Source organism: Fructobacillus sp. ESL1129 (genome assembly GCF_058507945.1).
In genome coordinates this window covers 935001-958930 of sequence record NZ_CP196668.1, presented here as the reverse complement: position 1 = coordinate 958930, position 23930 = coordinate 935001, and the positions used below count along the sequence as shown (strand labels likewise).

The 23930-nt window shown below is 45.0% G+C and carries 19 protein-coding genes, 1 tRNA gene, 2 rRNA genes and 1 riboswitch (1 of these 23 only partly in view); of the genes, 17 read left to right on the top strand and 5 right to left on the bottom strand.

The window, feature by feature from the left end; genetic code table 11:
* The first annotated feature begins 23 nt into the window (after positions 1-23).
* From ACSYSL_RS04715 to ACSYSL_RS04685, 7 genes are all read left to right on the top strand, one after another.
* Positions 24-941 (top strand): ABC transporter permease, encoded by a 918-nt coding sequence (locus tag ACSYSL_RS04715; RefSeq protein ID WP_444670689.1) that lies wholly within the window; start codon positions 24-26, stop codon positions 939-941.
* Between the two features lie 10 nt (positions 942-951).
* Entirely contained in the window at positions 952-1974 is a 1023-nt protein-coding gene (locus ACSYSL_RS04710; protein WP_444670688.1) for an ABC transporter permease, read from the top strand.
* Between the two features lie 9 nt (positions 1975-1983).
* Positions 1984-3033, top strand: coding sequence for an ABC transporter ATP-binding protein (locus ACSYSL_RS04705; RefSeq protein WP_444670687.1), 1050 nt, complete (start codon positions 1984-1986; stop codon positions 3031-3033).
* Positions 3034-3037: 4 nt separating this feature from the next.
* A complete protein-coding gene (locus ACSYSL_RS04700) occupies positions 3038-3973 on the top strand; it encodes an ABC transporter ATP-binding protein (protein ID WP_491708467.1) in 936 nt (311 codons plus the stop codon).
* A 104-nt stretch (positions 3974-4077) separates the two neighbouring features.
* Entirely contained in the window at positions 4078-5589 is a 1512-nt protein-coding gene (locus ACSYSL_RS04695) for a peptide chain release factor 3 (RefSeq protein ID WP_444670685.1), read from the top strand.
* A 78-nt stretch (positions 5590-5667) separates the two neighbouring features.
* Positions 5668-5979, top strand: a complete 312-nt coding sequence (locus ACSYSL_RS04690; protein WP_491708466.1) for a hypothetical protein — start codon at positions 5668-5670, stop codon at positions 5977-5979.
* 426 nt (positions 5980-6405) lie between these two features.
* Positions 6406-6501, top strand: a riboswitch (THF riboswitch).
* Between the two features lie 34 nt (positions 6502-6535).
* Positions 6536-7117, top strand: coding sequence for a folate family ECF transporter S component (locus ACSYSL_RS04685; RefSeq protein ID WP_187753841.1), 582 nt, complete (start codon positions 6536-6538; stop codon positions 7115-7117).
* A 51-nt stretch (positions 7118-7168) separates the two neighbouring features.
* Here ACSYSL_RS04685 and ACSYSL_RS04680 read toward each other — a convergent pair whose 3' ends face one another.
* The 3 genes from ACSYSL_RS04680 to ACSYSL_RS04670 are packed head-to-tail and all read right to left on the bottom strand — an operon-like array spanning position 7169 to position 10550.
* A complete protein-coding gene (locus ACSYSL_RS04680) occupies positions 7169-7876 on the bottom strand; it encodes a YczE/YyaS/YitT family protein (protein WP_010691999.1) in 708 nt (235 codons plus the stop codon).
* A 38-nt stretch (positions 7877-7914) separates the two neighbouring features.
* A complete protein-coding gene (rlmD, locus tag ACSYSL_RS04675; protein WP_491708465.1) occupies positions 7915-9363 on the bottom strand; it encodes a 23S rRNA (uracil(1939)-C(5))-methyltransferase RlmD in 1449 nt (482 codons plus the stop codon).
* A gap of 8 nt (positions 9364-9371) precedes the next feature.
* The gene (locus tag ACSYSL_RS04670) at positions 9372-10550 is read right to left on the bottom strand and encodes a DUF998 domain-containing protein (RefSeq protein ID WP_010691997.1); all 1179 of its coding nucleotides are present in this window, start codon (positions 10548-10550) and stop codon (positions 9372-9374) included.
* A 200-nt stretch (positions 10551-10750) separates the two neighbouring features.
* On the opposite strand from ACSYSL_RS04670, the gene ACSYSL_RS04665 reads away from it, so the two are divergent.
* On the top strand, positions 10751-11002 hold the full coding sequence (locus ACSYSL_RS04665) for a hypothetical protein (RefSeq protein ID WP_010691996.1): 252 nt from the start codon (positions 10751-10753) through the stop codon (positions 11000-11002).
* Positions 11003-11030: 28 nt separating this feature from the next.
* On the top strand, positions 11031-13154 hold the full coding sequence (locus ACSYSL_RS04660; RefSeq protein WP_248657143.1) for an AAA family ATPase: 2124 nt from the start codon (positions 11031-11033) through the stop codon (positions 13152-13154).
* 152 nt (positions 13155-13306) lie between these two features.
* On the opposite strand, the gene ACSYSL_RS04655 is transcribed toward ACSYSL_RS04660, so the two are convergent.
* Positions 13307-14119 carry a LysR family transcriptional regulator gene (locus ACSYSL_RS04655; protein ID WP_444670681.1) on the bottom strand — a complete coding sequence of 271 codons (813 nt, stop codon included), beginning with the start codon at positions 14117-14119 and terminating at the stop codon, positions 13307-13309.
* Between the two features lie 115 nt (positions 14120-14234).
* Here ACSYSL_RS04655 and ACSYSL_RS04650 point away from each other — a divergent pair, with 115 nt between their 5' ends.
* On the top strand, positions 14235-15227 hold the full coding sequence (locus ACSYSL_RS04650) for a YeiH family protein (protein WP_491708464.1): 993 nt from the start codon (positions 14235-14237) through the stop codon (positions 15225-15227).
* Positions 15228-15838: 611 nt separating this feature from the next.
* Here ACSYSL_RS04650 and ACSYSL_RS04645 read toward each other — a convergent pair.
* Entirely contained in the window at positions 15839-16147 is a 309-nt protein-coding gene (locus tag ACSYSL_RS04645; protein ID WP_491708463.1) for a GNAT family N-acetyltransferase, read from the bottom strand.
* An 88-nt stretch (positions 16148-16235) separates the two neighbouring features.
* On the opposite strand from ACSYSL_RS04645, the gene ACSYSL_RS04640 reads away from it, so the two are divergent.
* From ACSYSL_RS04640 to ACSYSL_RS04610, 7 genes are all read left to right on the top strand, one after another.
* A complete protein-coding gene (locus ACSYSL_RS04640) occupies positions 16236-16709 on the top strand; it encodes a dCTP deaminase/dUTPase family protein (RefSeq protein ID WP_491708462.1) in 474 nt (157 codons plus the stop codon).
* A gap of 3 nt (positions 16710-16712) precedes the next feature.
* A complete protein-coding gene (radA, locus tag ACSYSL_RS04635; protein ID WP_491708461.1) occupies positions 16713-18080 on the top strand; it encodes a DNA repair protein RadA in 1368 nt (455 codons plus the stop codon).
* Between the two features lie 102 nt (positions 18081-18182).
* Positions 18183-19679, top strand: a complete 1497-nt coding sequence (gene gltX / locus ACSYSL_RS04630) for a glutamate--tRNA ligase (RefSeq protein WP_010691988.1) — start codon at positions 18183-18185, stop codon at positions 19677-19679.
* A 78-nt stretch (positions 19680-19757) separates the two neighbouring features.
* Positions 19758-21164, top strand: a complete 1407-nt coding sequence (gene cysS / locus ACSYSL_RS04625; protein ID WP_491708460.1) for a cysteine--tRNA ligase — start codon at positions 19758-19760, stop codon at positions 21162-21164.
* Positions 21165-21605: 441 nt separating this feature from the next.
* Positions 21606-23155 (top strand): 16S ribosomal RNA (locus tag ACSYSL_RS04620).
* Between the two features lie 100 nt (positions 23156-23255).
* Positions 23256-23328, top strand: a tRNA-Ala gene (locus ACSYSL_RS04615).
* A 181-nt stretch (positions 23329-23509) separates the two neighbouring features.
* Positions 23510-23930, top strand: a 23S ribosomal RNA gene (locus ACSYSL_RS04610) (it continues 2487 nt past the right edge of the window).
* The 16S and 23S rRNA genes sit together here with 1 tRNA gene alongside, the layout of an rRNA operon.

Below are 23930 nucleotides of genomic sequence, written 5' to 3'. Positions count from 1 at the left end.
TTTGTAACAAAAGGAGAGACCTTATGGCCCGCTATATATTGAAACGTGTGTTGATTCTACTTGCAACGCTTTGGATTGTTGTCACGTTAACGTTTTTCTTAATGCAGATTTTACCAGGAACACCATATAACAACCCTAAGTTGACACAATCAGCTATTGAACAGTTAAACGCTGCATATGGATTGGACAAGCCTGTATGGGTTCAGTATTGGGATTATTTGATTAATCTTTTGCATGGTGACATGGGTACTTCCTTCCAGTACCAAAATCAGTCAGTTTCAACATTGATTGGACAGCGCCTACCAATTTCTGCTCAACTTGGTTTTCAAGCTTTGGTTGTTGGTGTTGTAATTGGTCTTTGGTTTGGAGCGCTTTCCGCTCGTAATCAGAATAAAAAGCTGGATGGTTTTCTAGGAATTCTATCAACACTTGGCATTTCAACGCCATCCTTTATTTTGGCCATTGTGTTGCTTTATGTTTTCGGGTATCAATTGAATTGGTTACCAATTTCTGGCTGGGGAGATTCGTTTTCACAAACGATTCTGCCAACAATTGCCTTAGCGGTCGGCCCTGCAGCCATTACAACTCGTTTCATTCGTTCTGAAATGATTGAAGTTCTTCATTCAGACTATATTCAGTTAGCGAGAGCAAAGGGGATTGGGGAAGGACAGGTAATTCAACGGCATGCCTACCGAAACTCGATGATTCCAGTTTTAACTTTGATGGGTCCAATGACGGCCGGGCTTCTAACTGGATCTACATTGGTTGAAAATATTTTTTCAATCCCTGGGATTGGTCAACAATTTGTTTCTTCAATTCCGACAAAAGATTATCCCGTTATTATGGGAACCACGATTGTCTATGCCTTGATGTTCATGGTGATGATTTTGATCACTGACATTTTAACAGCAATCGTTGACCCACGTGTACGTTTGCAGTAGGAGGACAGTCATGGAAGCGAGTCAATCGTTTGAATTGGTCGGTATCGAAAACGTTGCCGCCACTGAAAAAATTAATAAGCCAACGCTGACATTCTGGCAGTCGGTCTGGCACCGGTTGAAAAAGAATAAACTAGCAGTTGTGTCTCTTTACTTCTTGGTTGCCGTTAGTATTTTTGCTCTTGGATCAATGGCTGTTGTCTCACAAAATTCGGCCAACCAGTTCAATACGAATACAGGTGCAAAGTATAAAAATTTGCCACCAAAGTCTGGTTTACCAATTCCTTTTTGGGACGGTACTGGAACGGTTCTTGGTTCAACGGAAAAAGTCGATGTTTATGAAAAGAACGATGTTTCAAAGAACTTTATTTTGGGAACCGACAATCTTGGGCGGTCACTTGGGAAACGAGTGACTGTTGGACTCCGCATTTCTTTGTTCGTTGCTCTTGCAGCAACAATTATTGACTTGGTTATCGGTGTTTCCTATGGACTAGTTTCTGCCTGGTTCGGTGGTTGGATTGATATTATCATGCAACGTTTTATTGAAATCATTTCATCGATTCCAACTTTGGTCGTTGTGACGTTATTAGCTATGTTACTTGGTTCAGGTGTGGGTTCCATCATTTTGGCCATTGCCTTGACTAACTGGGTTGGAATGGCCCGACAGGTTCGAAACCAAACACTAACACTAAAAGAACGAGACTTTATTTTAGCTGCCAAAACATTGGGTGAGTCTGGCCCAAAGATTGCCGTTAAGCATTTGGTTCCGAATATGGCGGGAACTATCATTGTCCAAGTGATGATGACGGTACCTTCCGCTATCATGTTTGAAGCTGTACTTTCTGCCATTAATTTGGGTGTAAAGGCACCGACTGCCTCCCTTGGAACGCTGATTTCAGATGCGCAGTCAATGCTACAATATTATCCATATCAAATTTTGATTCCTGCTGGAGTCCTGGTTCTTGTTTCACTGGCTTTCATCCTTTTGGGTGATGGTTTGCGTGATGCATTTGATCCGAAGATGTTAGACGAATAGGAGTGCTTTATGGAAACGCCAATTCTTGAAGTAAAAAATTTAGCAGTTTCGTTTGCGACCTATGCAGGAACAATTCAGGCTATTCGTGGTGTTGATTTCCAACTTTTTCAGGGTGAAACCTTAGCTATTGTTGGTGAATCTGGTTCCGGAAAGTCCGTAACAACACGAACTCTTTTGGGTTTGAATGCAACAAACGCCACGATTAAAGATGGTAGTAAAATTCTTTTTGGCGACGATAATCTTGCTGATTATGAAGAAAAAGATTGGGATCGAATTCGAGGTCGTAAAATTGCGATGGTTTTCCAAGATCCGATGACTTCTCTGGATCCCACGATGACAATTGGGAAGCAAATTGCTGAACCAATGGAAAAGCATCTTGGTAAGAAGCCAAAGGAAGCACGAGAAGCAGCGTTGGCATTGATGAAGGACGTTGGTATTCCTGATGCAGAAGAGCATATCGATGATTATCCTCATCAATGGTCTGGTGGGATGCGCCAGCGTGCCGTTATTGCTATTGCTTTGGCAGCTGAACCAGATGTTTTGATTGCCGATGAACCAACGACTGCGTTGGACGTGACTATCCAAGCTCAGATTTTGAACATTTTAAAGGCCCAACAAAAGAAACGTAAAATGGCTGTTATTTTTATCACACACGACCTGGGTGTTGTGGCTGATGTGGCAGATCGTGTGGCTGTTATGTACGCTGGTAAGATTGTCGAAAAAGGAACGGTTAACGAAATTTTTTACAATCCAAAGCATCCTTATACATGGGGGCTTCTTTCATCTATGCCAACGACTTCCACTGCGCTTGGTTCCTTACACGCCATTCCAGGAACACCACCTGATTTGCTTTACCCACCAAAGGGCGATGCCTTTGCCAATCGTAATGCTTACGCTTTGACTATCGATCATGAAGAACAACCACCGTTCTTTAAGGTATCTGATACACATGAAGCGGCTACATGGTTGCTTGATAAGAGAGCTCCAAAAGTCGTGCCTCCTGCTGAAATTCAGAGACGTCAGGCATACTGGGAAGAACATTTTGTAAAGGAAGGTTAACACGATGCAAAATCCTGAATCTAAGAAATTAGTATCGATTAAAAATTTAACGTTAACCTTTAATGCGGGTAAGAAAAACGAAAAAAACGCGTTGGAAGATGTTTCAATTGATATTTTTGAAGGTGAAACCTTTGGACTAGTTGGTGAATCCGGTTCTGGAAAGACAACGCTAGGTCGGGCTGCTTTGAGGCTATATGAACCGGCCGGTGGGTCGATTGAATTCGATGGTCAAGATATCAACAAAATGAAAAAGAAAGAATTAGCAAACTTTCGTTCAAAGGCCCAAATGATTTTCCAAGATCCACAGGCTTCTCTCAATGGACGTCTAACGGTTTCAAGTATTCTTGGCGAAGGCCTGGATGAAGCCGGTTATCCAAAGGATAAGGAAAAGCGTCGGAAGAAAATCTTGGAACTCCTCCACATGGTTGGCTTGAACGAGGATCACGCTTCTCGTTATCCACACGAATTCTCTGGTGGGCAGAAACAACGAATCGGGATTGCCCGTGCCTTGGCTGTTAAGCCAAAGTTTATCATTGCCGATGAGCCAATTTCGGCCCTTGATGTGTCCGTCCAGGCACAGGTGGTTAATTTGTTGGCCAAATTGCAAAAGGACCACGGGCTGACTTATCTGTTCATCGCCCACGATTTGGCCATGGTGAAGTATTTGTCCGACCGAATCGGTGTTTTGCACTGGGGAAAGTTGGTTGAGCTGGGAACGGCCGAACAGGTTTATAACCACGCGTTGCACCCTTACACCAAGTCTTTGCTTTCAGCTGTTCCGGAACCAGATCCTGTAAAGGAAAAGGCTCATCGGGTTCAAAGTTACGACCCATCTTTTGAGAAGGATGGTCAAAAACGGGAAATGGTAGAAATGGAAAAAGGACACTTCGTCTTAGCAACGCCAGAAGAGGCTGAAAAGTATAAGGCCGAACAAAAATAGTCATGACTACACTTATGACATTCTCATAAAGAAACCACAAAAAGCAGCTAAGGCAGACATTACGTCTAGCCCTAGCTGCTTTTTTCCGGTAGAATAAGGATATTATGACAGACTTTAAAGAAGCATTGAAAACAAGGCGAACATTCGCCATTATCTCTCACCCTGATGCGGGTAAAACGACTTTGACGGAGCAACTTTTGCTCCATGGTGGTGTCATCCGTGAAGCGGGAACGGTCAAGGGGCGTGGCGCGAAGAAGCTGGCTTCATCTGATTGGATGGCCATCGAGCAACAGCGTGGAATTTCGGTTACCTCTTCGGTCTTGCAGTTTGACTACGATGGGAAGCGAATTAACATTTTGGACACACCAGGGCACGAAGATTTCTCGGAAGACACGTATCGAACGTTGATGGCCGTGGATTCGGTTGTCATGGTTGTCGATGCGGCCAAGGGAATCGAGCCCCAGACCAAGAAACTCTTTGAGATTGTCTCAAAGCGTGGGATTCCGGTCTTTACCTTCTTTAACAAGATTGACCGTGACGCTCGAGCACCGTTGGACTTGGTTGATGAATTGGAAACAACGCTTGGCATTCAAGCCTTCCCGATGAATTGGCCAATTGGTTCGGGACAGATTTTGCAAGGAATTTACGATCTACGCCAAAAGGAATTGATTCCGTTTAAAAACGCCTCCGACCAGCCCGAAGTGATGGCTGAGGGGATGGACGAAGTGGAATTGCTTGAAGATGCTGGAAACGACTTTGATAAGGATGCCGTGGCGCATGGGAAGTTGACGCCGGTCTTCTTTGGATCTGCCTTGGCTAACTTTGGTGTGACGGAATTCTTGGAGCAATACTTGCAGTATGCACCGGAACCAGCTGCCGTTGAAACGGTTGATGATCAGTTAATTGAGCCAACCGACGACCAGTTCTCAGGCTTTGTCTTTAAGATTCAGGCCAACATGGACCCCCGACATCGTGACCGCATCGCCTTCGTACGGATTGTGTCGGGTGAATTTAAGAAGGGGATGGATGTCACATTGTCTCGAACAGGCAAGAAGCTTCGTTTGGCCAACGTGACCCAGTTCATGGCCGAAGAACGTGAAAACGTTCAAGATGCCGTTCCTGGTGATATTATTGGGGTCTACGATACCGGGAATTTCCAGATTGGTGACACGATTTATTCGGGTAAGAAAAAGCTGACTTTCCCTGATTTACCAACCTTTACGCCAGAATATTTTAACAAAGTCATTGCTAAGGATGTCATGAAGCAGAAGTCCTACCACAAGGGAATCACCCAGTTGGTACAGGAAGGAACGATTCAGCTTTATAAGTCTTGGAACTCCAACGAATATATTCTCGGTGCCGTCGGACAATTGCAGTTCGAAGTGTTTAAATTCCGAATGGAAAACGAATACAACGTGGCCATTCAATTCGAACCAATTGGTTCAAAGGTTGCACGTTGGATTAATCCAGACCAGGTTGACGAAAAGATGGCCTCATCACGTAACCTTTTGGTGAAAGATCGCTATGACCGGCCAGTCTTCCTTTTTGAAAACCAATTTGCTTTGAATTGGTTTAAGGATAAATATCCAGACGTTGATTTGGAAGCAAAAATGTAAATGAAAAGGACAGTCACCGGTTGGTGGCTGTTTTTTGTTATCATAGGAAAAGAGTTTAGATGGGGAGAAAGGATTTAGATGGCAAAGGTATTGAGAAAATTAACGAAGCAAGCTTCGATTGCATCTGCGGTATATGTCTTAATCTTTTTGATTGATAATATGATTGAACTGTTTTTAAATCGCAGTAGCCAAGCTTTTCAAACACAAACTGGTGTTAAGATGGCCTTTGATGGTGCGGCGACCTTTTTCCCAGCTCATTTTTCGTTAACGCAAGTTACTCTGATTCTTTATTTGATGTTTCTCTTTATTTGGCTAATGGCATATTTCCGCTTTATTTATGGGAAGGAGTTGCCAAATCCAATTGACTTCGTGCTGGCGTTTTTCCATTAGAGCGGCCGTTTTAATTTACTGATATACAAAAAAAGCCCCTCTGCTTTTTATCTTTTGATTGGATAGAAAACAGAGGGCTTTTTCTTACCTCTTTTTGTTGCGGTGTGATCGAACACCTACTAATAGGAAAGCAGAGCAGAGCAAGAGAGCGAGGTTCAAAATAATGCTTGTCGTGGCATCTTTTCCCAGTGGACTAAAAAGGTTCAGTGCTTCTAAGATAATGATGGCACTTAAGAACCAGATGATGTGTTTTTCGATGAACTCTCTCATGAAATTGTCTCCTTTACAAGTTGGGATATTGTATCGATTGGTCTATTTAGTATAGCATAGGTATTTTAGGAGCTTTTCGAAATGACTTTGGTCAAGGGGCTTTTATAAAACCTGCTATAATAGGAAGTGGCGTTCTGCTAGCGAATGTCAACAATTTATGGGGTAGGAACCCGTGCGTTAAGTGCGCTGGAAACGGAATGTGGGCCAGCGACGAAACAGTTAATGTGCGGTACGGGTTTCGCATTCACCAATCCAGGTGAACGCTCCTTTGAGGAGGTTCAATCATATGAACAATACACGCACGCGTTTTTCAAGGTGGGGACTGCCCATCTTGTCCGTCCAGCAACTGGTTTTACTGGCTGCTCTGATCGCCCTTTCCTTCATCTTGGGTCGGGTATCAATCACAACGCAGATTCTTCGAATCTCGTTTGTGTTCCTGGCATCCTCTTTGATGGGAAAGTGGTTTGGTCCCATCTGGACTATGCTGGTCATGGTTTTGTCGGACTTTGTCAAAGTCACCTTTATCTCGGGAGGGACCTGGTCGCCGGTGATGGCGATTGGGGTTGCTTTGGCTGGTTTAATCTATGGTGCTTTCTTTTATCGGGAGCGCCAAGATCAAAAGCTGTCTTGGCTAACCATTGCGCTGGCCGTTTTGGCTATTACGGTGTTAGTTAATCTCGTGATTAATACCCTGGCGATTATGTTCTTATACTCGCCTCACCATTCATGGTCGGTATTTATGGGGATGCTTTCACCACGCTTGCTGAAGTCCGTGATTTTTTATCCAATTCAACTGGTGTTGACCTATTGGATATTGAATAATCGGGTTGTTCTTGATTTATCAAAGCGTTTTTTCCAATACAAATAAGGTAAAAAAGGAAGCCAATCATGTCTAATGATTGGCTTCCTTTTATTTTGATTAGTGGGGTTGTTGTGGTATATCCTTATGAGACTTGTCCAAGTTTCCGTGAACAAGCATCGGAAAGATATGGCGGTCTGACCAGGCGATGATTGGTCCTTGACAGAAGAAGGCAAAGGCGGTTCCGATGTTTAGGGCGACAACGGTTCCAGAAAGTAACCAACAAACTAAGGAAATCATAATTCCAACGACGAAGTTGGACATTTGGGCTTTCGGTGCTGATCCGTGGAAGTAAGAAAAACGGAGAATGTTGGTCAAATCATCGATGGGATGCAAGATGACATTGACGCGCTGGTAAATGGAAATCCCAATGCCGATGGTGGTTAGACCAATCATGTCCAAAATAATTTTGGCCCAGAGTGGGTAGGCAACTAGATGGAAAAGATTGAAAAATCCTGTAAAGAAGCCAGCCAGAAATGAGAAAAGCAGGCCAAAGAGAATGTTTCCGAAGAAGCGGCGCCAATCAAGTTTGTGAGCAAAGAACATGTTGGCAACGGCCACTAAGACAGTTGTTAGGGCCAAAAATAAGGTGATGGGGAGGCCCGTCACGTTAGCTAAGTTCGCGGCGCCAGCAGTCCAGGGCGCGGAACCCAAGTTGGTAGAAACGGAGAGGCCGTTTCCGAGCGCATCGAGCGTTAACGATAGGATGAAATAAAAAAGAAATTGTTTGAAGGAAAGCTCGAAGTACTGTCCATCATGATTAAGCATGTAAACTGCCTCCTGTGTAATAAAAAGGGTGATAAAGTCTACTTTAAGCTCAGCTTAACGACACCTTCCCAGCGTGGCGTTTGCGGAAACATATCGACGGGCTGGATGTAATCAACCCTGTAAGCGGAATCCAAATCCCGTAGGTCACGTGCCAAAGTCGAAGGATTGCAAGAAATATAGACAAACTTTTCTGGTCGGGCTTTGAGGATGGCGCGTTTTAAGTCATCCTCTAGGCCCGGACGGGGTGGGTCAACGACTAGGGCCGTTGGCTTGAAACCATCCTTGGCCCAGCTCTTAAAGACGCGGTCGGCGGAACCGACTTCGTAGTGGGCGTTTTGAATCCCGTTTTCTTGAGCATTCAGTTCGGCATCGGCTACGGCTTCGGGGATGATTTCCATCCCGCGGACTTCTTTGACTTTGTAAGCCATGGAAAGACCTAACGTACCGACTCCGGCGTAGGCGTCGACCAAACGGTCGGTTGACTGCAAATCGAGAGCGGCCAGCGCCACTTCGTAGGTTTTTTCCATCTGCTCATAGTTGAGCTGCAGAAAGGCTCTTGGGGAAAAGTTAAACGTTAAGCCCAAGATATCCTCTTTTAGATAGTCAGATCCCCAGAGTTTCCAAGTTTCATCACCCCAAATGAGCGAGTTGCTACCGTCATTTAGATTTTGAAAGAGGCCCTGAACTTCTGGTAGTTCCTTCTGAACGTCCTGAATAATGAGGTCTTCATCTGGCAATCGATCGTCCGTGGTCACAATGGTGGCCTGGGCCTGTCCCTCTTCGTTAGTCCGAACGATGAGTGTTTTCACTAATCCCTTCTTGGTTTTTTCGTTGTAAAAGGAGAGTGAATGTTTGTCAAGAATTTGTCCAAGGTGGCGGATAATCTTTAGCGTACGAGGATCTTGAGTGGCCATTTCGGGTAGGTCAACCAAGTCATGGGTGCCCCGCTTGTAAAGACCAATGGTCAGCTGGCCTTTCAGCTTACGGATTGGTAACGAAGCCTTATTACGATAATGGGTGGGATTAGCCATGCCCAAAGTGTCTAGAATCTTAATCTGTTGAAAGCCTTTTGGTTGGAACTTTTCCAGTGCTTGAACGATTAAGTCCTTTTTGAAGGCCAGTTGGGCCGGATAAGAGAGGTGAGCCAATTCAAAACCACCGACTAGGTCAGCGGCAGGGTCCTCGGGTACCACTCGGTCAGGCGAAGGTTCACGGACTGTCACGGTCTTGGCCTCTAAGTATTTATCGGTAACCTTGGTGACTTTTGCGGTAACTACTTCACCAGGCAATGCGCCGGGAATGAAGGTGATTTTACGTTTGAAATAGCCGATTCCCTCTCCATTAATGCCCATGCGCTTGATTGTTAAGGGAAACTTTTGACCGACTTTGACAGAAACCTCGCCCTGACGGGGCTGGTAGCGTCGGTGAGTGTTTGGACCTTTAGCGGTTTGTTTTTTTGATTTAATGTTCTTTTGGTATGCTGACATAATCTCTCCTAGTTGAGGGCTTTGAGTGTAAAGGAATAAGTATTGTCTTTTATTTCGTACAGTTCGTGAATGTTTTGCATGAGTAGTAATAGCCAGGAAATGCCCATCGTTAGCACGAAGATTTCAAAGGCTGTTAGTGAGAAATAATGGATGCCGTAAAAAAGAAGCGAGGATAGCAACATACCAATGGCCGTTGAAAAGGAGAAGATAAAGAACTCCCGTGAGGCATTGGGTAATAAGAAGCGGATGCTAATCATCGGTAGACCGGTGCCGAGAATCAAAAAATTGGCGGCGGTGTCATGGGCAATGTGCAAAATGCCGGGGTCGTTTGGCAGAGCGCCGATGGCAAAGAGACAAAGTGCATCAAAAGTCAAAAAAGCACGTAGTAAAATGAGTCGCCAGTTTCTGGGGATTCGGTTCTGGATGGGGACAAAGAGGTAATCGATTAAGGTTGCCCAAAGCAATCCAGCCACCATCAATGTGGCGTTAAAAGTCCATGAAAAGTCAGCCTTGGCCGTGCCGAGAAAAGAAAAGTTGTGCTGCCACCAGAGGAGGCGCGAATTGGTGACCATGGCCACCAAAACACCACAAACAATGGTGATAATGAGCAAAAACATCATGAAAGTCGTCGAGATTAACGTCGCTGAGTAAATCATGACGTAGTTTTCGACCGAAATGAAGATGAAGAAAATGAGTGTTGCTGTTAAAGAATCAAAGGAGGCTGCCTGAAACAGATAGCCGATGGCCCAGAAGAGGGCAACGGAAGTGAAGGCCTGAATGAGGGCGAAGGAAAAGAAAAGGGTTGGGGCCAAGCGGCGGGCGACTTTTTTCTTGACTGGATCAACCATTATCCGGATACTTTGAAGATGGGTATACATAAAGGTCGCCATTCCGGTGATTTCGCCTAAGAAAATCACCCAAGTGGCGATGGAGTTTGTCCCAGTCAGTGGCACTAGGTTTTCATTTTGCCAAATAGTAAAGAAGGCAAAGAAAGCGCTAGCTAAAATAGAGGGAATTAAAAAGCGACGGATGGACAGTTGCTGGTTTTGATTTTGTTCCGTTTTTCGATTTGGTAAGACTTTAAAGGCTTGGTTGCTAACCTGAATATCGAATTGCTCGCCATCCTTGAGATGGAGCTCATCAACAGCTTCTTTTGGTAGTTCGATTTCAAAACGTTTGTTCGCCACGGGCTTACCTCTTAAATAGGAAAAATAAAGAAAAACCAGTCAGCATCCTGCTTTCTGGTATTGTTTCTTCTAGTTTAATGGAAATTTTAAAAAATAGATATAGCACACTTGTGTTATAACACAAGTGTGTTATAATAATTGTTGAGGAGGCTACAGGATGGTAAAGAATATGACAGCAAATAGTGAAATGGAGGCTGCATATGGTTCGATTCAATATTAAGCGTTACTTGGACGATAAATCGTTAACGATTTATCGAGTGTCCAAGCAATCAGGATATGGCTACACCACCATCCATCGGTCTTTTAATAAAGATCAGTCGCAAGCAACGTCGATGAACGTTCGCGACTTGGATGCATTAGCTAAGGCTCAGCATCTCGCGATGTGGCAAGTTCTGCAGGAACTTGAAGAGGGCTATAGTGAAGTGCAAGATGATAGTAACCGAGTCAAATAATAAACTATAAATAAAGGTAGGTAAGATTATGGCATACCAAAACGATCCTTTTAACTCAGATATGAATGATATTTTTAACAACATGATGGGCGGCCTCGGCGGCATGAACTCTGAAAACCGTCGTTACCTCATCAACGGACGGGAAGTTACCCCTGAAGAATTTGCACAATACAAGCAAACGGGTAAGTTGCCAAACATGGACCAAGCACAAACTGCCGGGAACGGTCGTGCTAGTCAACAAGCTGGTAAAGTAAAGCAAGACGGCATGCTCCAAAAGCTTGGCCGTAACTTGACCCAAGAAGCTAAGGATGGCTTGCTCGACCCAGTGATTGGACGTAACAAGGAAATTCAAGAGACGGCTGAGATTTTATCTCGTCGTACAAAGAACAACCCAGTCTTGGTTGGGGATGCCGGTGTTGGTAAGACGGCGGTCATCGAAGGTTTGGCACAGGCAATTGTTGCCGGTGACGTTCCTGCCGCTATCCAAGACAAGCAAATTTACTCAATTGACATTTCTCAGTTGGAAGCTGGTACCCAGTACCGTGGCGCTTTTGAAGAGAATGTTCAAAAGTTGATTGACGAAGTTAAGAAGGCTGGAAACGTTGTCCTCTTCTTCGATGAAATTCATCAAATCCTTGGTGCCGGTTCAACCGGTGACGGCGAAGGTGGTAAGGGATTGGCTGATATCTTGAAGCCAGCTTTGTCACGTGGTGAATTGTCATTGATTGGTGCTACTACCCAAGACGAGTACCGGAACACGATTTTGAAGAACGCTGCCTTGGCACGTCGTTTCAATGAAGTGAAAGTCAACGCTCCTTCTGCGGAAGATACCTTGAAGATTTTGAAGGGTATCGCGCCATTGTACGAGAAGCACCACAACGTGGCTTTGCCTGATGATGTTTTGAAGGCAGCCGTGGATTACTCAGTGCAATACATTCCACAGCGTTCATTGCCTGATAAGGCCATCGATTTGATTGATATGACGGCTGCTCACTTGTCAGCGAAGAACCCTGCAACGGATAAGGTTTCACTTGAAAAGCGTTTGGCTGATTTGCAAGCTGAACAAGACCGCGTCGTAGCCGAAGAGGATTACGAGAAGGCTTTGTCAATCAAGAAGCAAATCAAAGACATCAAGCACGAATTGAAGGAGACAAAGGAAGCCAAGAAGGTAACCGCAACTCCTAACGACGTTGCCAAGTCTGTTGAGCGTTTGACTGGAATCCCTGTTTCACAGATGGGTGCTTCAGATATTGAACACTTGAAGCAAATTGACAAGCGCTTGGCCGGAAAGGTAATCGGTCAAGATGAAGCGGTTAACATGGTTGCTCGCGCAATCCGTCGTAACCGTGCTGGATTTGATGAAGGAAACCGTCCAATTGGATCATTCCTCTTCGTCGGACCTACTGGTGTTGGTAAGACGGAATTGGCAAAGCAATTGGCTAAGGATCTCTTCGGTACGAAAGAATCCATTATCCGTTTGGACATGTCAGAATACTCTGACCAAACAGCCGTTTCAAAGTTGATTGGTGCCACTGCCGGATACGTTGGTTATGATGATAACTCACACACTTTGACTGAAAAAGTTCGTCGTAACCCTTACTCAATCGTCCTCTTGGATGAAATTGAAAAGGCAAACCCACAAGTCTTGACTTTGCTCTTGCAGGTCTTGGATGATGGTCGTTTGACGGACGGTCAAGGAAACGTGGTTAACTTCAAGAACACGGTTGTTATCGCCACTTCGAACGCCGGCTTCGGTAACAAGGAAGTCGAAAAGGGTGATTTGATGGATCGCTTGTCACACTTCTTCCGTCCAGAATTCTTGAACCGTTTCAACGGTGTGGTTGAATTCTCGGCTTTGACGAAGCATGACTTGAAGCAAATTGTTAACTTGATGTTAGACGATGTTAACGAAACGTTGGCTAAGAAGGATATCACGTTGACAATCTCTGACGAAGTCAAGGAGCACTTGATTGAAGATGGTTATGATGAAGCCCTTGGTGCACGTCCATTGCGCCGTGTTATCGAGCAACAAATCCGTGATCAAGTAACGGACTTCTACTTGGACAACCCTGATAAGAAGGAATTGTCCGCCGACTTGGTTGATGGTAAGGTTGTTATCTCTGCCATCGAAGAAAAGAAGGCAAAGAAGTAATTAGAAATTATTTCTAAATAAGTATTATAAAAACACGCTTCTGGCGAAGTAAATCGCTGGAGGCGTGTTTTTGTGCACAAAACATACCTTTTTCATCAATGATGAGAAATAAAGTAGTCTGAGTGCTGTTTGCTTTGGTAAAAGGCTTTGGATTAGGAATACTTCTTTTTAAATAAGTGATTAATCGCTGAAATGAATTTTTTTACTTGGTAGCTGGTTTCAGACTTTGAATAGATGAGGTTGATTTCCCGCTTAAATTGGGGCCCTAAAGTCTGATAAGGCGTGTCTTGATCAATTAAGTTTTTAGAGAGGACGGACTGGCCGAGACCTCGTTTCACTAGGTCGAGAATCAAGCTATTATCGGAAATTTCCAATAGATGCTGATCAGGATGGCTTTCTTGAAGATATCGGTCACTATAGAAGCGCACACCAGAACCTAATTCTCGAATGAAGAGCGTCTTGCTGGAAGAGTCACCAGCCAGAACCAATTCATCATTGAAAATGGGTAGTTGAACAATGTTTTCGTGACTCAGGGGTTTTTCGATAAAGCCGATTTGGGCCTTTTCGTCTAGTACGGCCCTTAGTATATCATTCGAATTTGAAACGGCTATTGAAATGTTGCTCTGGTCATTATCAATCAAAGGCATGATGTCTGGAACGATTAAATGGGCTGCAGAATGCGAGGCAACAATTTGAACCTTTGCGCCTAATTGATTAGTAAAGGTGTTTTTGATGTCGTTCCATTTGGTGATCATTTCAAGCGCCTGGGGGTAGAGCCGCTCCCCTTCACTGGTTGGCCGAACCTGTTCTCTTTTATGACGAACGAAGAGTGGTTGTCCCAACTTGTTTTCCAACTTTTTGATTTGGGTTGACACGGTTGATTGGGATATAAAGAGAATTTCTGCTGCTTTATTGAAACTTCTGGTTTGATAAACCGTTAGAAAGGTGTTTAAATTCGGTATCATTTTAATCGCCTTTTTCGATTAGACAATGCATTAAAATCGTATTACAGAATAAAATAATTATGTCATACTTAGCTTGTTAATTCAAAACACGTCGGTTAATGAATGGGGGACTATTTTGAAAATACATAAGGAACAGTATTTAGGAATCGCCTTGGTGGTGGTCGTGACAATCATTTCGCAAGTTCTGGCAATTTTCATACCGAGCGTTGGCGCTGAAAGTATTGCGATGATTCTTGGAATTATTTTGGGCAACACGCTTTTTTCACACAAAAAGTATACGTCGGGCATTAAATGGTCCGAAAAGTATCCGATTGAAATATCCATTGCCTTGCTTGGCGGCACGTTAACCGTGACAACACTGACAAACGTCGGTTTGAGAGGAATCGCCTTTGCCGTTATTAACATGGCCATTATCATTACGACGGCCTACTTAGTCGGCCGACTGATCTTTAAAGCCGACATTAAGAGCAGTCTCCTTATGTCGGCTGGAAACGCCGTCTGTGGGAGTAGCGCGATTGCCGGTGTTTCGCCGGTTATTGGGGCAACGGACGATCAAAGAAGAACAACCATTGCCACCGTGTCGTTGACGGGAATGTTGCTGTTGTTCACGCTGCCAACGGTTGCGCCCGTTCTACTCGCACATGATAATTTTAGGATGGGGGCCATTGTCGGTGGGACTTTGCAATCGGTTGGACAAGTCTTAGGAACTGCCTCCTTAATTAATGCGAGCGTGGTGACTTATGCGACACTGTTTAAGGTCATCCGCGTGATGCTCTTAGTCGTTGTTGTGATGCTCTTTGCGCGTTTTGCAAAGTCGCGAGGCATTACTGATGTTGATGTTGAAAAGAAACTAAGTATTTTGCCTTGGTACATCGTTGCCTTTATCTTTTTAATTATTGTTAATTCACTTTTTAAGTTACCAGTCTATATTGAACAGCCCGTCCGGTTCTCTTCTAGCTTTTTAGGAATTGTCAATTTAGCTGCCATCGGTCTCAACTTAAAGTGGGAGACGATTAAAAATAGTGGTGCGAAGGTCGTATCCTACGGATTTTTGGTTGGGTTGATTCAGGTTATTGTGGCCTTGGTGCTAATTAAATGTGTTCTATAACGTCAAAAGTAGTTAATTGAAAGAAAAAAAACACGCGATAGCTAATTAGAATTGGCCATCGCGTGTTTTTTTGTTGATGTAATTAACTAAAAAATTGCTCGATATGGTCATCAGGTAAATCAACAAGAAAGGCTTTGTAAATCGTATTCAGTGCCAATTGTATTTGTAGAAAGCTGTGCTGATGATCTTGCTTTTCAATGCGCAGGACAATGGCATAATCAACACTGTGGGAATACTAATTAAGAGGCTGATGGTCTCAGAAAAGGTCGGTATACAGTTCCTCCGTTAGTTCTTTGGTTCCGGCTAACGCTTGTTTAATGGGCTTGAACACAATGAAATACAAACTTCTTTAAAGTGTATTGAAGTGTGCATCGTAGCATTTTTAAAAATAAAAAAGTCGTTTCGAAACTGTGATTTCAAAACGACAAAATTAATGATTATTTCCCACCCAAATAGTCCATGACTTTTCTAGCAAGAAAATCACTGAATGTCACCAAGTGCCGAGTATGCCATATGGAAGAAAAACATCAATGTAAATCAAGAGTACGAATGGAGGAAATAAAAGTGGCCAAAAAGGTGGTGATAGGGGCCCTTTTCTATCGAAGTACGAACTAAATTGAGCAGGAATTGGCTTTGGGACCATCTTCTAAGGCCACGTCGACATAATCCTCCTGGTAACGCTTGAAGAGCACGGCAGCGTAGCGGCAGTCGGGTTGAACTTTTTGGCCTTGTGAACGGGCTAGGTCGCAGACGGCATCGACCAGTTGGCGCGCGATGTTTTGACCACGGAGGCTGGGATCAACGTAGGTGTGGTTCAAGACGAGGACCTGGTTGTGCGCTGCTTTTAAGTAGGAAACTTCTCCCAGACGTTCCCCGTCCTTTTCGTAGTAGAACCAACCGGGTTTTTGAATGATTGCCATGTGCTTACTCCTTTTTGAAACGAAAATAATGACGTATAATGGTAGTCATCATGTAAGTAAAGTTTAGCAGAAAAGAAGGGAACGCGAAATGCCGGTACGAGGATTTGAAGTTGTCACAAAATATGAAGAGGCAGGGTTGAACTTACCAAAGCGTTCCACGATGTTAGCTGCAGGCTATGACTTTGAAGCTGCAGAAGATAAAGTCATTCCTGCACGTGGCCTACAAGAGTCACTGAAGCCGGTCCTAGTGTCAACTGGAATCAAAGCGTACATGCAAGAAGGTGAGTACTTGCAGCTAGTATCCCGTTCCTCTGGTCCCATCAAGAAAAAGTTGATGATGCCAAACGGTGTGGGTGTAGTTGATGCTGACTATTACAATAACGAAAAGAACGAAGGCGAAATTTTCTTCCAGTTCTTGAATTTTGGAGATGAAGATTTACAAATTAAGAAAGGCGACCGGATTGGCCAGGGACTTTTCTTGCCATTTTTGTTAGCGGACCAAGACGCAGATGACATCAAGATTGTCCGTGCCGGCGGTTTTGGATCAACGGGGGAGGCCTAATTCGTGGCCAAGACGAAAACACAATTTATTTGTTCGAACTGTGACTTTATCTCAGCGCGCTACTTGGGTCGCTGCCCAAACTGCGGTGAGTGGGGGACTTTTGTTGAAGAAAAAATTCAGCCGGAAACTCAATCTCGCAAATCGCGGGTTGGACTAGATGGCAAAGCGGCTAAAGTTCAAAAAATTAACCAAGTTTCGCTGGAAGAAACACCGAAAGTCGCCACGGATCTTCAAGAATTAAACCGTGTGCTTGGGGGTGGTGTGGTCGCTGGTACCCTTGTTTTGATTGGGGGTGATCCCGGAATTGGGAAGTCCACGCTCCTGTTACAGGTGTCTGGACAGTTGGCTAACCATGGCAAAGTCCTTTACGTGACGGGAGAAGAATCCGCCACACAGGTTAAGATGCGGGCGGACCGGTTGGAAGTTGGTGGGGAAGACTTTTACCTTTACCCCGAAACGGATATGGAAGCGATTAAGAAACAGGTGGAAGAACTGAAGCCGAATTTCTTAGTCATTGATTCCGTTCAGACGATGCAGGAACCGGATTTGACATCGCCGATTGGTTCGGTGGCGCAGATTCGAGAAGTCACGGCGGACCTGTTACAAATTGCAAAGACAAACAACATTTCCATTTTCATTGTTGGTCACGTAACGAAGGGCGGCGCCATCGCTGGTCCAAAGATTTTGGAACACATGGTCGATACAGTTCTATACTTTGAGGGCGATCGGCACTACAAATACCGTATCTTGCGGGCTGTCAAAAACCGTTTTGGTGCAACGAACGAACTAGGAATCTTTGAAATGCGCGATAAGGGATTGGCTGAAGTGGCCAATCCTTCGGAAATTTTCTTGGAAGAACGGTTGGCGGGAGCGACTGGCTCTTCCATCGTCGCGACTTTGGAAGGGGAACGACCCATTTTGGTTGAACTACAGGCCTTAGTCACACCATCGGTCTTTGGAAATGCGCAGCGAACGGCCACTGGTTTGGACCGCAACCGGGTATCCCTGATTATGGCAGTTTTGGAAAAACGGGCCAACCTGTTGTTGCAAAATCAGGATGCTTATTTGAAAGCGGCTGGGGGTGTGAAACTGGATGAACCGGCCATTGACTTGGCGATTGCCGTGGCGATTGCCTCTTCCTATCAGGATAAGGAGTCACCGGCATCGGATGTTTTCATCGGCGAACTGGGATTGACTGGTGAAGTTCGTTCGGTCACTGATTTGGAAGGCCGTTTGAAGGAAGCGCGGAAACTTGGCTTTTCCAGGGCGGTGGTTCCTAAAAATAATTTAGGCGGGGTCAACGTGCCGGATGGCTTAAAAGTCATCGGGGTCTCCACGATTAAGGAAGCCTTGCAACTTGCCCTTGGTTGAGAAACCCGGTAAAGTCGGGGGATTCGACTGAAAAGACGGCCTTTTTGTTGTATACTAATTAAGAGAAATTTTCAGCTAAGCTGACTTAGGAGAAAAGAATTCATGACAGACGACTTTCGTGTCCGCTATGCCCCATCACCAACGGGCTACTTGCATATTGGAAACGCCCGTACGGCGCTGTTTAACTGGCTTTTTGCACGTCATTACAACGGTACTTTTGTGATTCGTATCGAAGATACTGACGCTGCCAGAAACATTGCTGACGGGGAAAAGTCCCAACTCGATAACTTAAAGTGGTTGGGCTTGGACTGGGACGAATCACCAGAAAACCCTGGTGAATACGGTCCTTACCGCCAATCAGAACGTAACGAACAGGGAATTTACCAACCCTACATCGATGATTTGTTGAAGCGTGGTTTGGCTTACAAGTCCTACAAGACTTCAGAGCAATTGAAGGCTGAACGTGAAGCGCAACAGGCGGCTAAGCAGGCTCCTCACTATGTGTACGAATACGAGGGAATGTCACAAGAAGAGCGTGAAGCTGAATACGCTAAGTATGAAGCGCAGGGATTGAAGCCCGTTGTTCGGATTCGTGTGCCTGAAGAAAAGGTTTACGAATGGGACGACATCGTTAAGGGACACATTTCCATTGGCGGAAAAGAAGTTGGTGGCGATTGGGTTATCCAAAAAGCTGATGGTATGCCAACGTACAACTTTGCCGTTGTGGTTGATGACCACTTGATGAAAATTTCGCACGTTTTGCGTGGGGATGATCACGTGTCGAACACGCCAAAGCAAATGATGGTTTACGATGCCTTTGGTTGGGATATTCCAAAGTTCGGGCACATGGCTTTGATCATCAACGCGGCAACTGGTAAGAAGTTGTCTAAGCGTGATAACGATGTTCTGCAGTTCGTGGAGCAGTATCGCGAATTGGGTTACCAACCTGAAGCTCTTGATAATTTCATTGGTTTGCTTGGTTGGTCACCAAAGGGCGAGGATGAAATCTTCTCCCTTGAAGAATTTAAGAACATGTTTGACGAACACCGTTTGTCAAAGGCGAACGCTAAGTTCGACCAAAAGAAGCTGGAGTGGATCAACAACCAGTGGATTCGTCGCGAAAAAGATAAGATTATGCCGCAACTGATTGATGAATTGGTCAAGGCCGGTTTCATCACGGAAGATGAGGCAAAGGCTAAGCACGATTGGTTAGTCCAAGCCATTGACGTTGCCGGAGTAGATGGTATTTCTTACACTCGTCAAATTGTTGATTTGATGCGTGAACCTTTCTTCCAATTGGGTGAAATCACGGATGAAATGACGGATTACCTCACGTCAGAAGCCGGTCAAAAGGTCTTGGCTGCTTGGAATGATGCGTACCGTGCACTGCCTGACGATACTGATGCAGATACCTACATGAAGACGATTCGTGCTATTCAAAACGACTTGGAAATCAAGGGACGTGATCTTTGGAACCCAATCCGAATTGCCACAACCCATCAGATTCAAGGTCCCAACTTGCCAGAATTGCTTGTTCTTTTAGATAAGGAAGAAGTACTGAAGACAATGGATGACGTTATCGCTAAGTATCAGGGGTAATCATCACATAAAAGCGAGAGCCGGTTGGTTCTCGCTTTTTGTTATAATTAAGAAAAAAGTCGAAAAGGAAGCAGAAGCATGCAAAGTGTCTACAACACCTATAGTTTGGAAAAAGAGATCTTTTCACCAATCGAACCCGGCAAGGTGCGCATGTATCTCTGTGGACCAACGGTATACAACTACATCCACATTGGGAATGCTCGTTCTTCCGTGGCCTTTGACACCATTCGGAAATATTTGGAATGGCGGGGCTATGACGTAAATTTTGTCTCAAACTTTACGGATTTGGGTGACAAAGTCATTGCTCAGGGTGAAAAGGAAGGCTTAACTGAAGAAGAAGTGGCTGACAAATATGCGGATGCCTTTTTGGAAGATGTAGCGGCTTTGAATGTGGAGGCAGCGACTAGTCGACCACGTGCCACACAGTATATGGAAGAAATGGTTCACTTCGTCGAAAAATTAATGGCGGAAGGAATGGCTTACGAGGTCAACGGCAACGTCTATTTCCGGACGAATCAGTTTAAAAATTATGCCGTGTTATCGCACCAAAACATGGACGAATTAAAAAAGAACGCTGCCGGCCGTCTGGATGGGGATGATCAGGAAGAAAAGGAAAACCCAACTGACTTTGCTCTCTGGAAGAAAGAGGTCCGTGAAAATGTCACGTCCTGGCCATCGCCATGGGGACCAGGACGCCCAGGGTGGCACCTGGAGTGTTCAGTAATGAACGACGTTCTCTTGGGTAAAACCATTGATATTCATGCGGGCGGCATTGACCTGGTCTTTCCACACCATACGAATGAGTTGGCCCAGTCTGAGTCGTACCATGGCAAGACGTTCGTCAACTACTGGTTGCATAATGGCTTTGTGAACATTAACGACGAGAAAATGTCCAAATCGATGGGGAATTTCGTAACGATCCATGACTTGTTGCAAGACCCTTCCATCGACCCTCAGGGATTGCGTTATTTCTTAGCCAAAACACAGTACCGCCGTCCAGTCGCTTATTCTCGTGCCCGTTTGGATCAGGCTCAGCAGGAATTAACAAAAATTTACCGGACGATGCGGGCCTTGGCTAAAAAAGCCGGAAATACGGGTGAGGTGTCTGACAACTTGGCGGAGCAGGTGCACTTGTTGGAGGAGCGTTTTATTGGCGCGATGGATGACGACTTTGGGGTGGAGAACGCACTAACAGCTGTCTTTGAAGCGCTGACTTTGGCAAACCGTTCGCTTGAAGCAGGTGAATCAGCAGCGGGATTGCAACTGATTGAAAACCACCTGCAAAACTGGCTGCATATTTTTGGAATTGATTATTTTGAGGAAGATCATCAGTTATCGGACGAAGTAAAGCGACTTTTGGAGCGTAGGGCACAAGCACGCAAGGAAAAGGACTTCGCGTTATCCGATGAGTTGCGTGATGCCTTAAAGGAAAACGGAGTAGCTGTCAAAGATGGTCGCGATGGTCAAACCATTGAATGGTTATAAAATAACGAACAATTTGATGTGAATGCCAAAAATAAAAAGCTGAGAAACGAATGTTTCTCGGCTTTTTAAATGGTATAACAGATGAATTGTGATTTGTTTGTTTTTTTGAAAAAAAGCATTGACCAGGAGGAAGAAAGTCAGTATACTAATTATTGTTCCTTGCGAGGGACAAGCGCTTCGGCAAAGGTCGAAGGGCAAGAAAACTCAATAAAAAGTAGTTGACAAAAGAAATGATGCCTGCTATGATATATGAGTTGCCCAAACGGGTTAGCACATTGAAAACTGAACAAAACTTTGAACAAACAAATCTGTAACGCGATTTAGCTTTGACAGCTAAATCGAACAAATTTGCGAAGTCAATTCGTAACAAACAATAAACGGATAGGCGTTATCGAGAGATAGCAACTAGTCAGTTTAATCGAAGAGCAATCTTCAAACTTTTAACATGAGAGTTTGATCCTGGCTCAGGATGAACGCTGGCGGCGTGCCTAATACATGCAAGTCGTACGAACAGCGGAAAGTGCTTGCACTTTCCAAGTAAGTGGCGAACGGGTGAGTAACACGTGAATAACCTACCTCAAAGTCTGGGATAACCATTGGAAACAGTGACTAATACCGGATAAAACCCAAGTGCACATGCACTAAGGTTAAAAGCTGCGTTTGCAGCGCTTTAAGATGGATTCGCGGTGCATTAGTTAGTTGGTGAGGTAAAGGCTCACCAAGACGATGATGCATAGCCGAGTTGAGAGACTGACCGGCCACATTGGGACTGAGACACGGCCCAAACTCCTACGGGAGGCTGCAGTAGGGAATCTTCCACAATGGGCGCAAGCCTGATGGAGCAACGCCGCGTGTGTGATGAAGGCTTTCGGGTCGTAAAGCACTGTTGTATGGGAAGAACGGGTTTAAGAGGAAATGCTTAGACAGTGACGGTACCATACCAGAAAGGGACGGCTAAATACGTGCCAGCAGCCGCGGTAATACGTATGTCCCGAGCGTTATCCGGATTTATTGGGCGTAAAGCGAGCGCAGACGGTTGCTTAAGTCTGAAGTGAAAGCCCACAGCTCAACTGTGGAATGGCTTTGGAAACTGGGCAACTTGAGTGCAGTAGAGGTAAGTGGAACTCCATGTGTAGCGGTGGAATGCGTAGATATATGGAAGAACACCAGTGGCGAAGGCGGCTTACTGGACTGCAACTGACGTTGAGGCTCGAAAGTGTGGGTAGCAAACAGGATTAGATACCCTGGTAGTCCACACCGTAAACGATGGATACTAGTTGTTAGAGGGTTTCCGCCCTTTAGTGACGAAGCAAACGCATTAAGTATCCCGCCTGGGGAGTACGACCGCAAGGTTGAAACTCAAAGGAATTGACGGGGACCCGCACAAGCGGTGGAGCATGTGGTTTAATTCGAAGCAACGCGAAGAACCTTACCAGGTCTTGACATCCTTTGAAGGTACTAGAGATAGTGCTGTCTTCTTCGGAAGCAAAGTGACAGGTGGTGCATGGCCGTCGTCAGCTCGTGTCGTGAGATGTTGGGTTAAGTCCCGCAACGAGCGCAACCCTTATGTTTAGTTGCCAGCATTCAGTTGGGCACTCTAGACAGACTGCCGGTGACAAACCGGAGGAAGGCGGGGACGACGTCAGGTCATCATGCCCCTTATGACCTGGGCTACACACGTGCTACAATGGCGTATACAACGAGCAGCAAACCTGTGAAGGTAAGCGAATCTCTTAAAGTACGTCTCAGTTCGGATTGTAGTCTGCAACTCGACTACATGAAGTCGGAATCGCTAGTAATCGCGGATCAGCATGCCGCGGTGAATACGTTCCCGGGTCTTGTACACACCGCCCGTCACACCATGGGAGTTGGTAATGCCCAAAGCCGGTGGCCTAACCTTCGGGGAGGAGCCGTCTAAGGCAGGACTGATGACTGGGGTGAAGTCGTAACAAGGTAGCCGTAGGAGAACCTGCGGCTGGATCACCTCCTTTCTAAGGATAACCGGAACGTTACAGGGACTTAAGTGTCAATTTGATTTGTTACAAAGTTTTGTTTAGTTTTGAGTGTGTGAACTCTACCGAATTTGGGTACGGGGGATTAGCTCAGCTGGGAGAGCACCTGCTTTGCAAGCAGGGGGTCATCGGTTCGATCCCGATATTCTCCATTGGTTGCTTCGGTAACCAAGCTTGTACATTGAAAACTGAATAATCAAGAAAATCTTTTAAAATCAAGAAATTGATTCTTAAATAAACCGAGAAACAACACAAGTTCTTTAAAAAGAACGGTTTAATCGCAGGTCTGAAAAATGACCAACTCATAAAACTGATCCAACTATAAATAGTTGTGGTTAAGTGAATAAGGGCGCGTGGTGGATGCCTTGGCACTAGGAGCCGATGAAGGACGTGACTAACTACGATAAGCTTCGGGGAGCGGTAAGTACGCTATGAGCCGGAGATTTCCGAATGGGGAAACCCAACATTATAATGTTATCTAAAAGTCAATACATAGCTTTTAGAAGGAATACGCTGTGAACTGAAACATCTCATTAGCAGCAGGAGCAGAAAGAAAAATCGATTCCCTGAGTAGCGGCGAGCGAAACGGGAAGAGCCCAAACCAGGATGCTTGCATCTTGGGGTTGTAGGACTGTCGTTGAGTTACCAAGTAAGCATTTAGGTGAAAACGTTGGGAAGCGTTATCAAAGAGGGTGATAATCCCGTAACCGAAAGATGACTTACCTCTAGACAGGATCCTGAGTACGGCCGGACA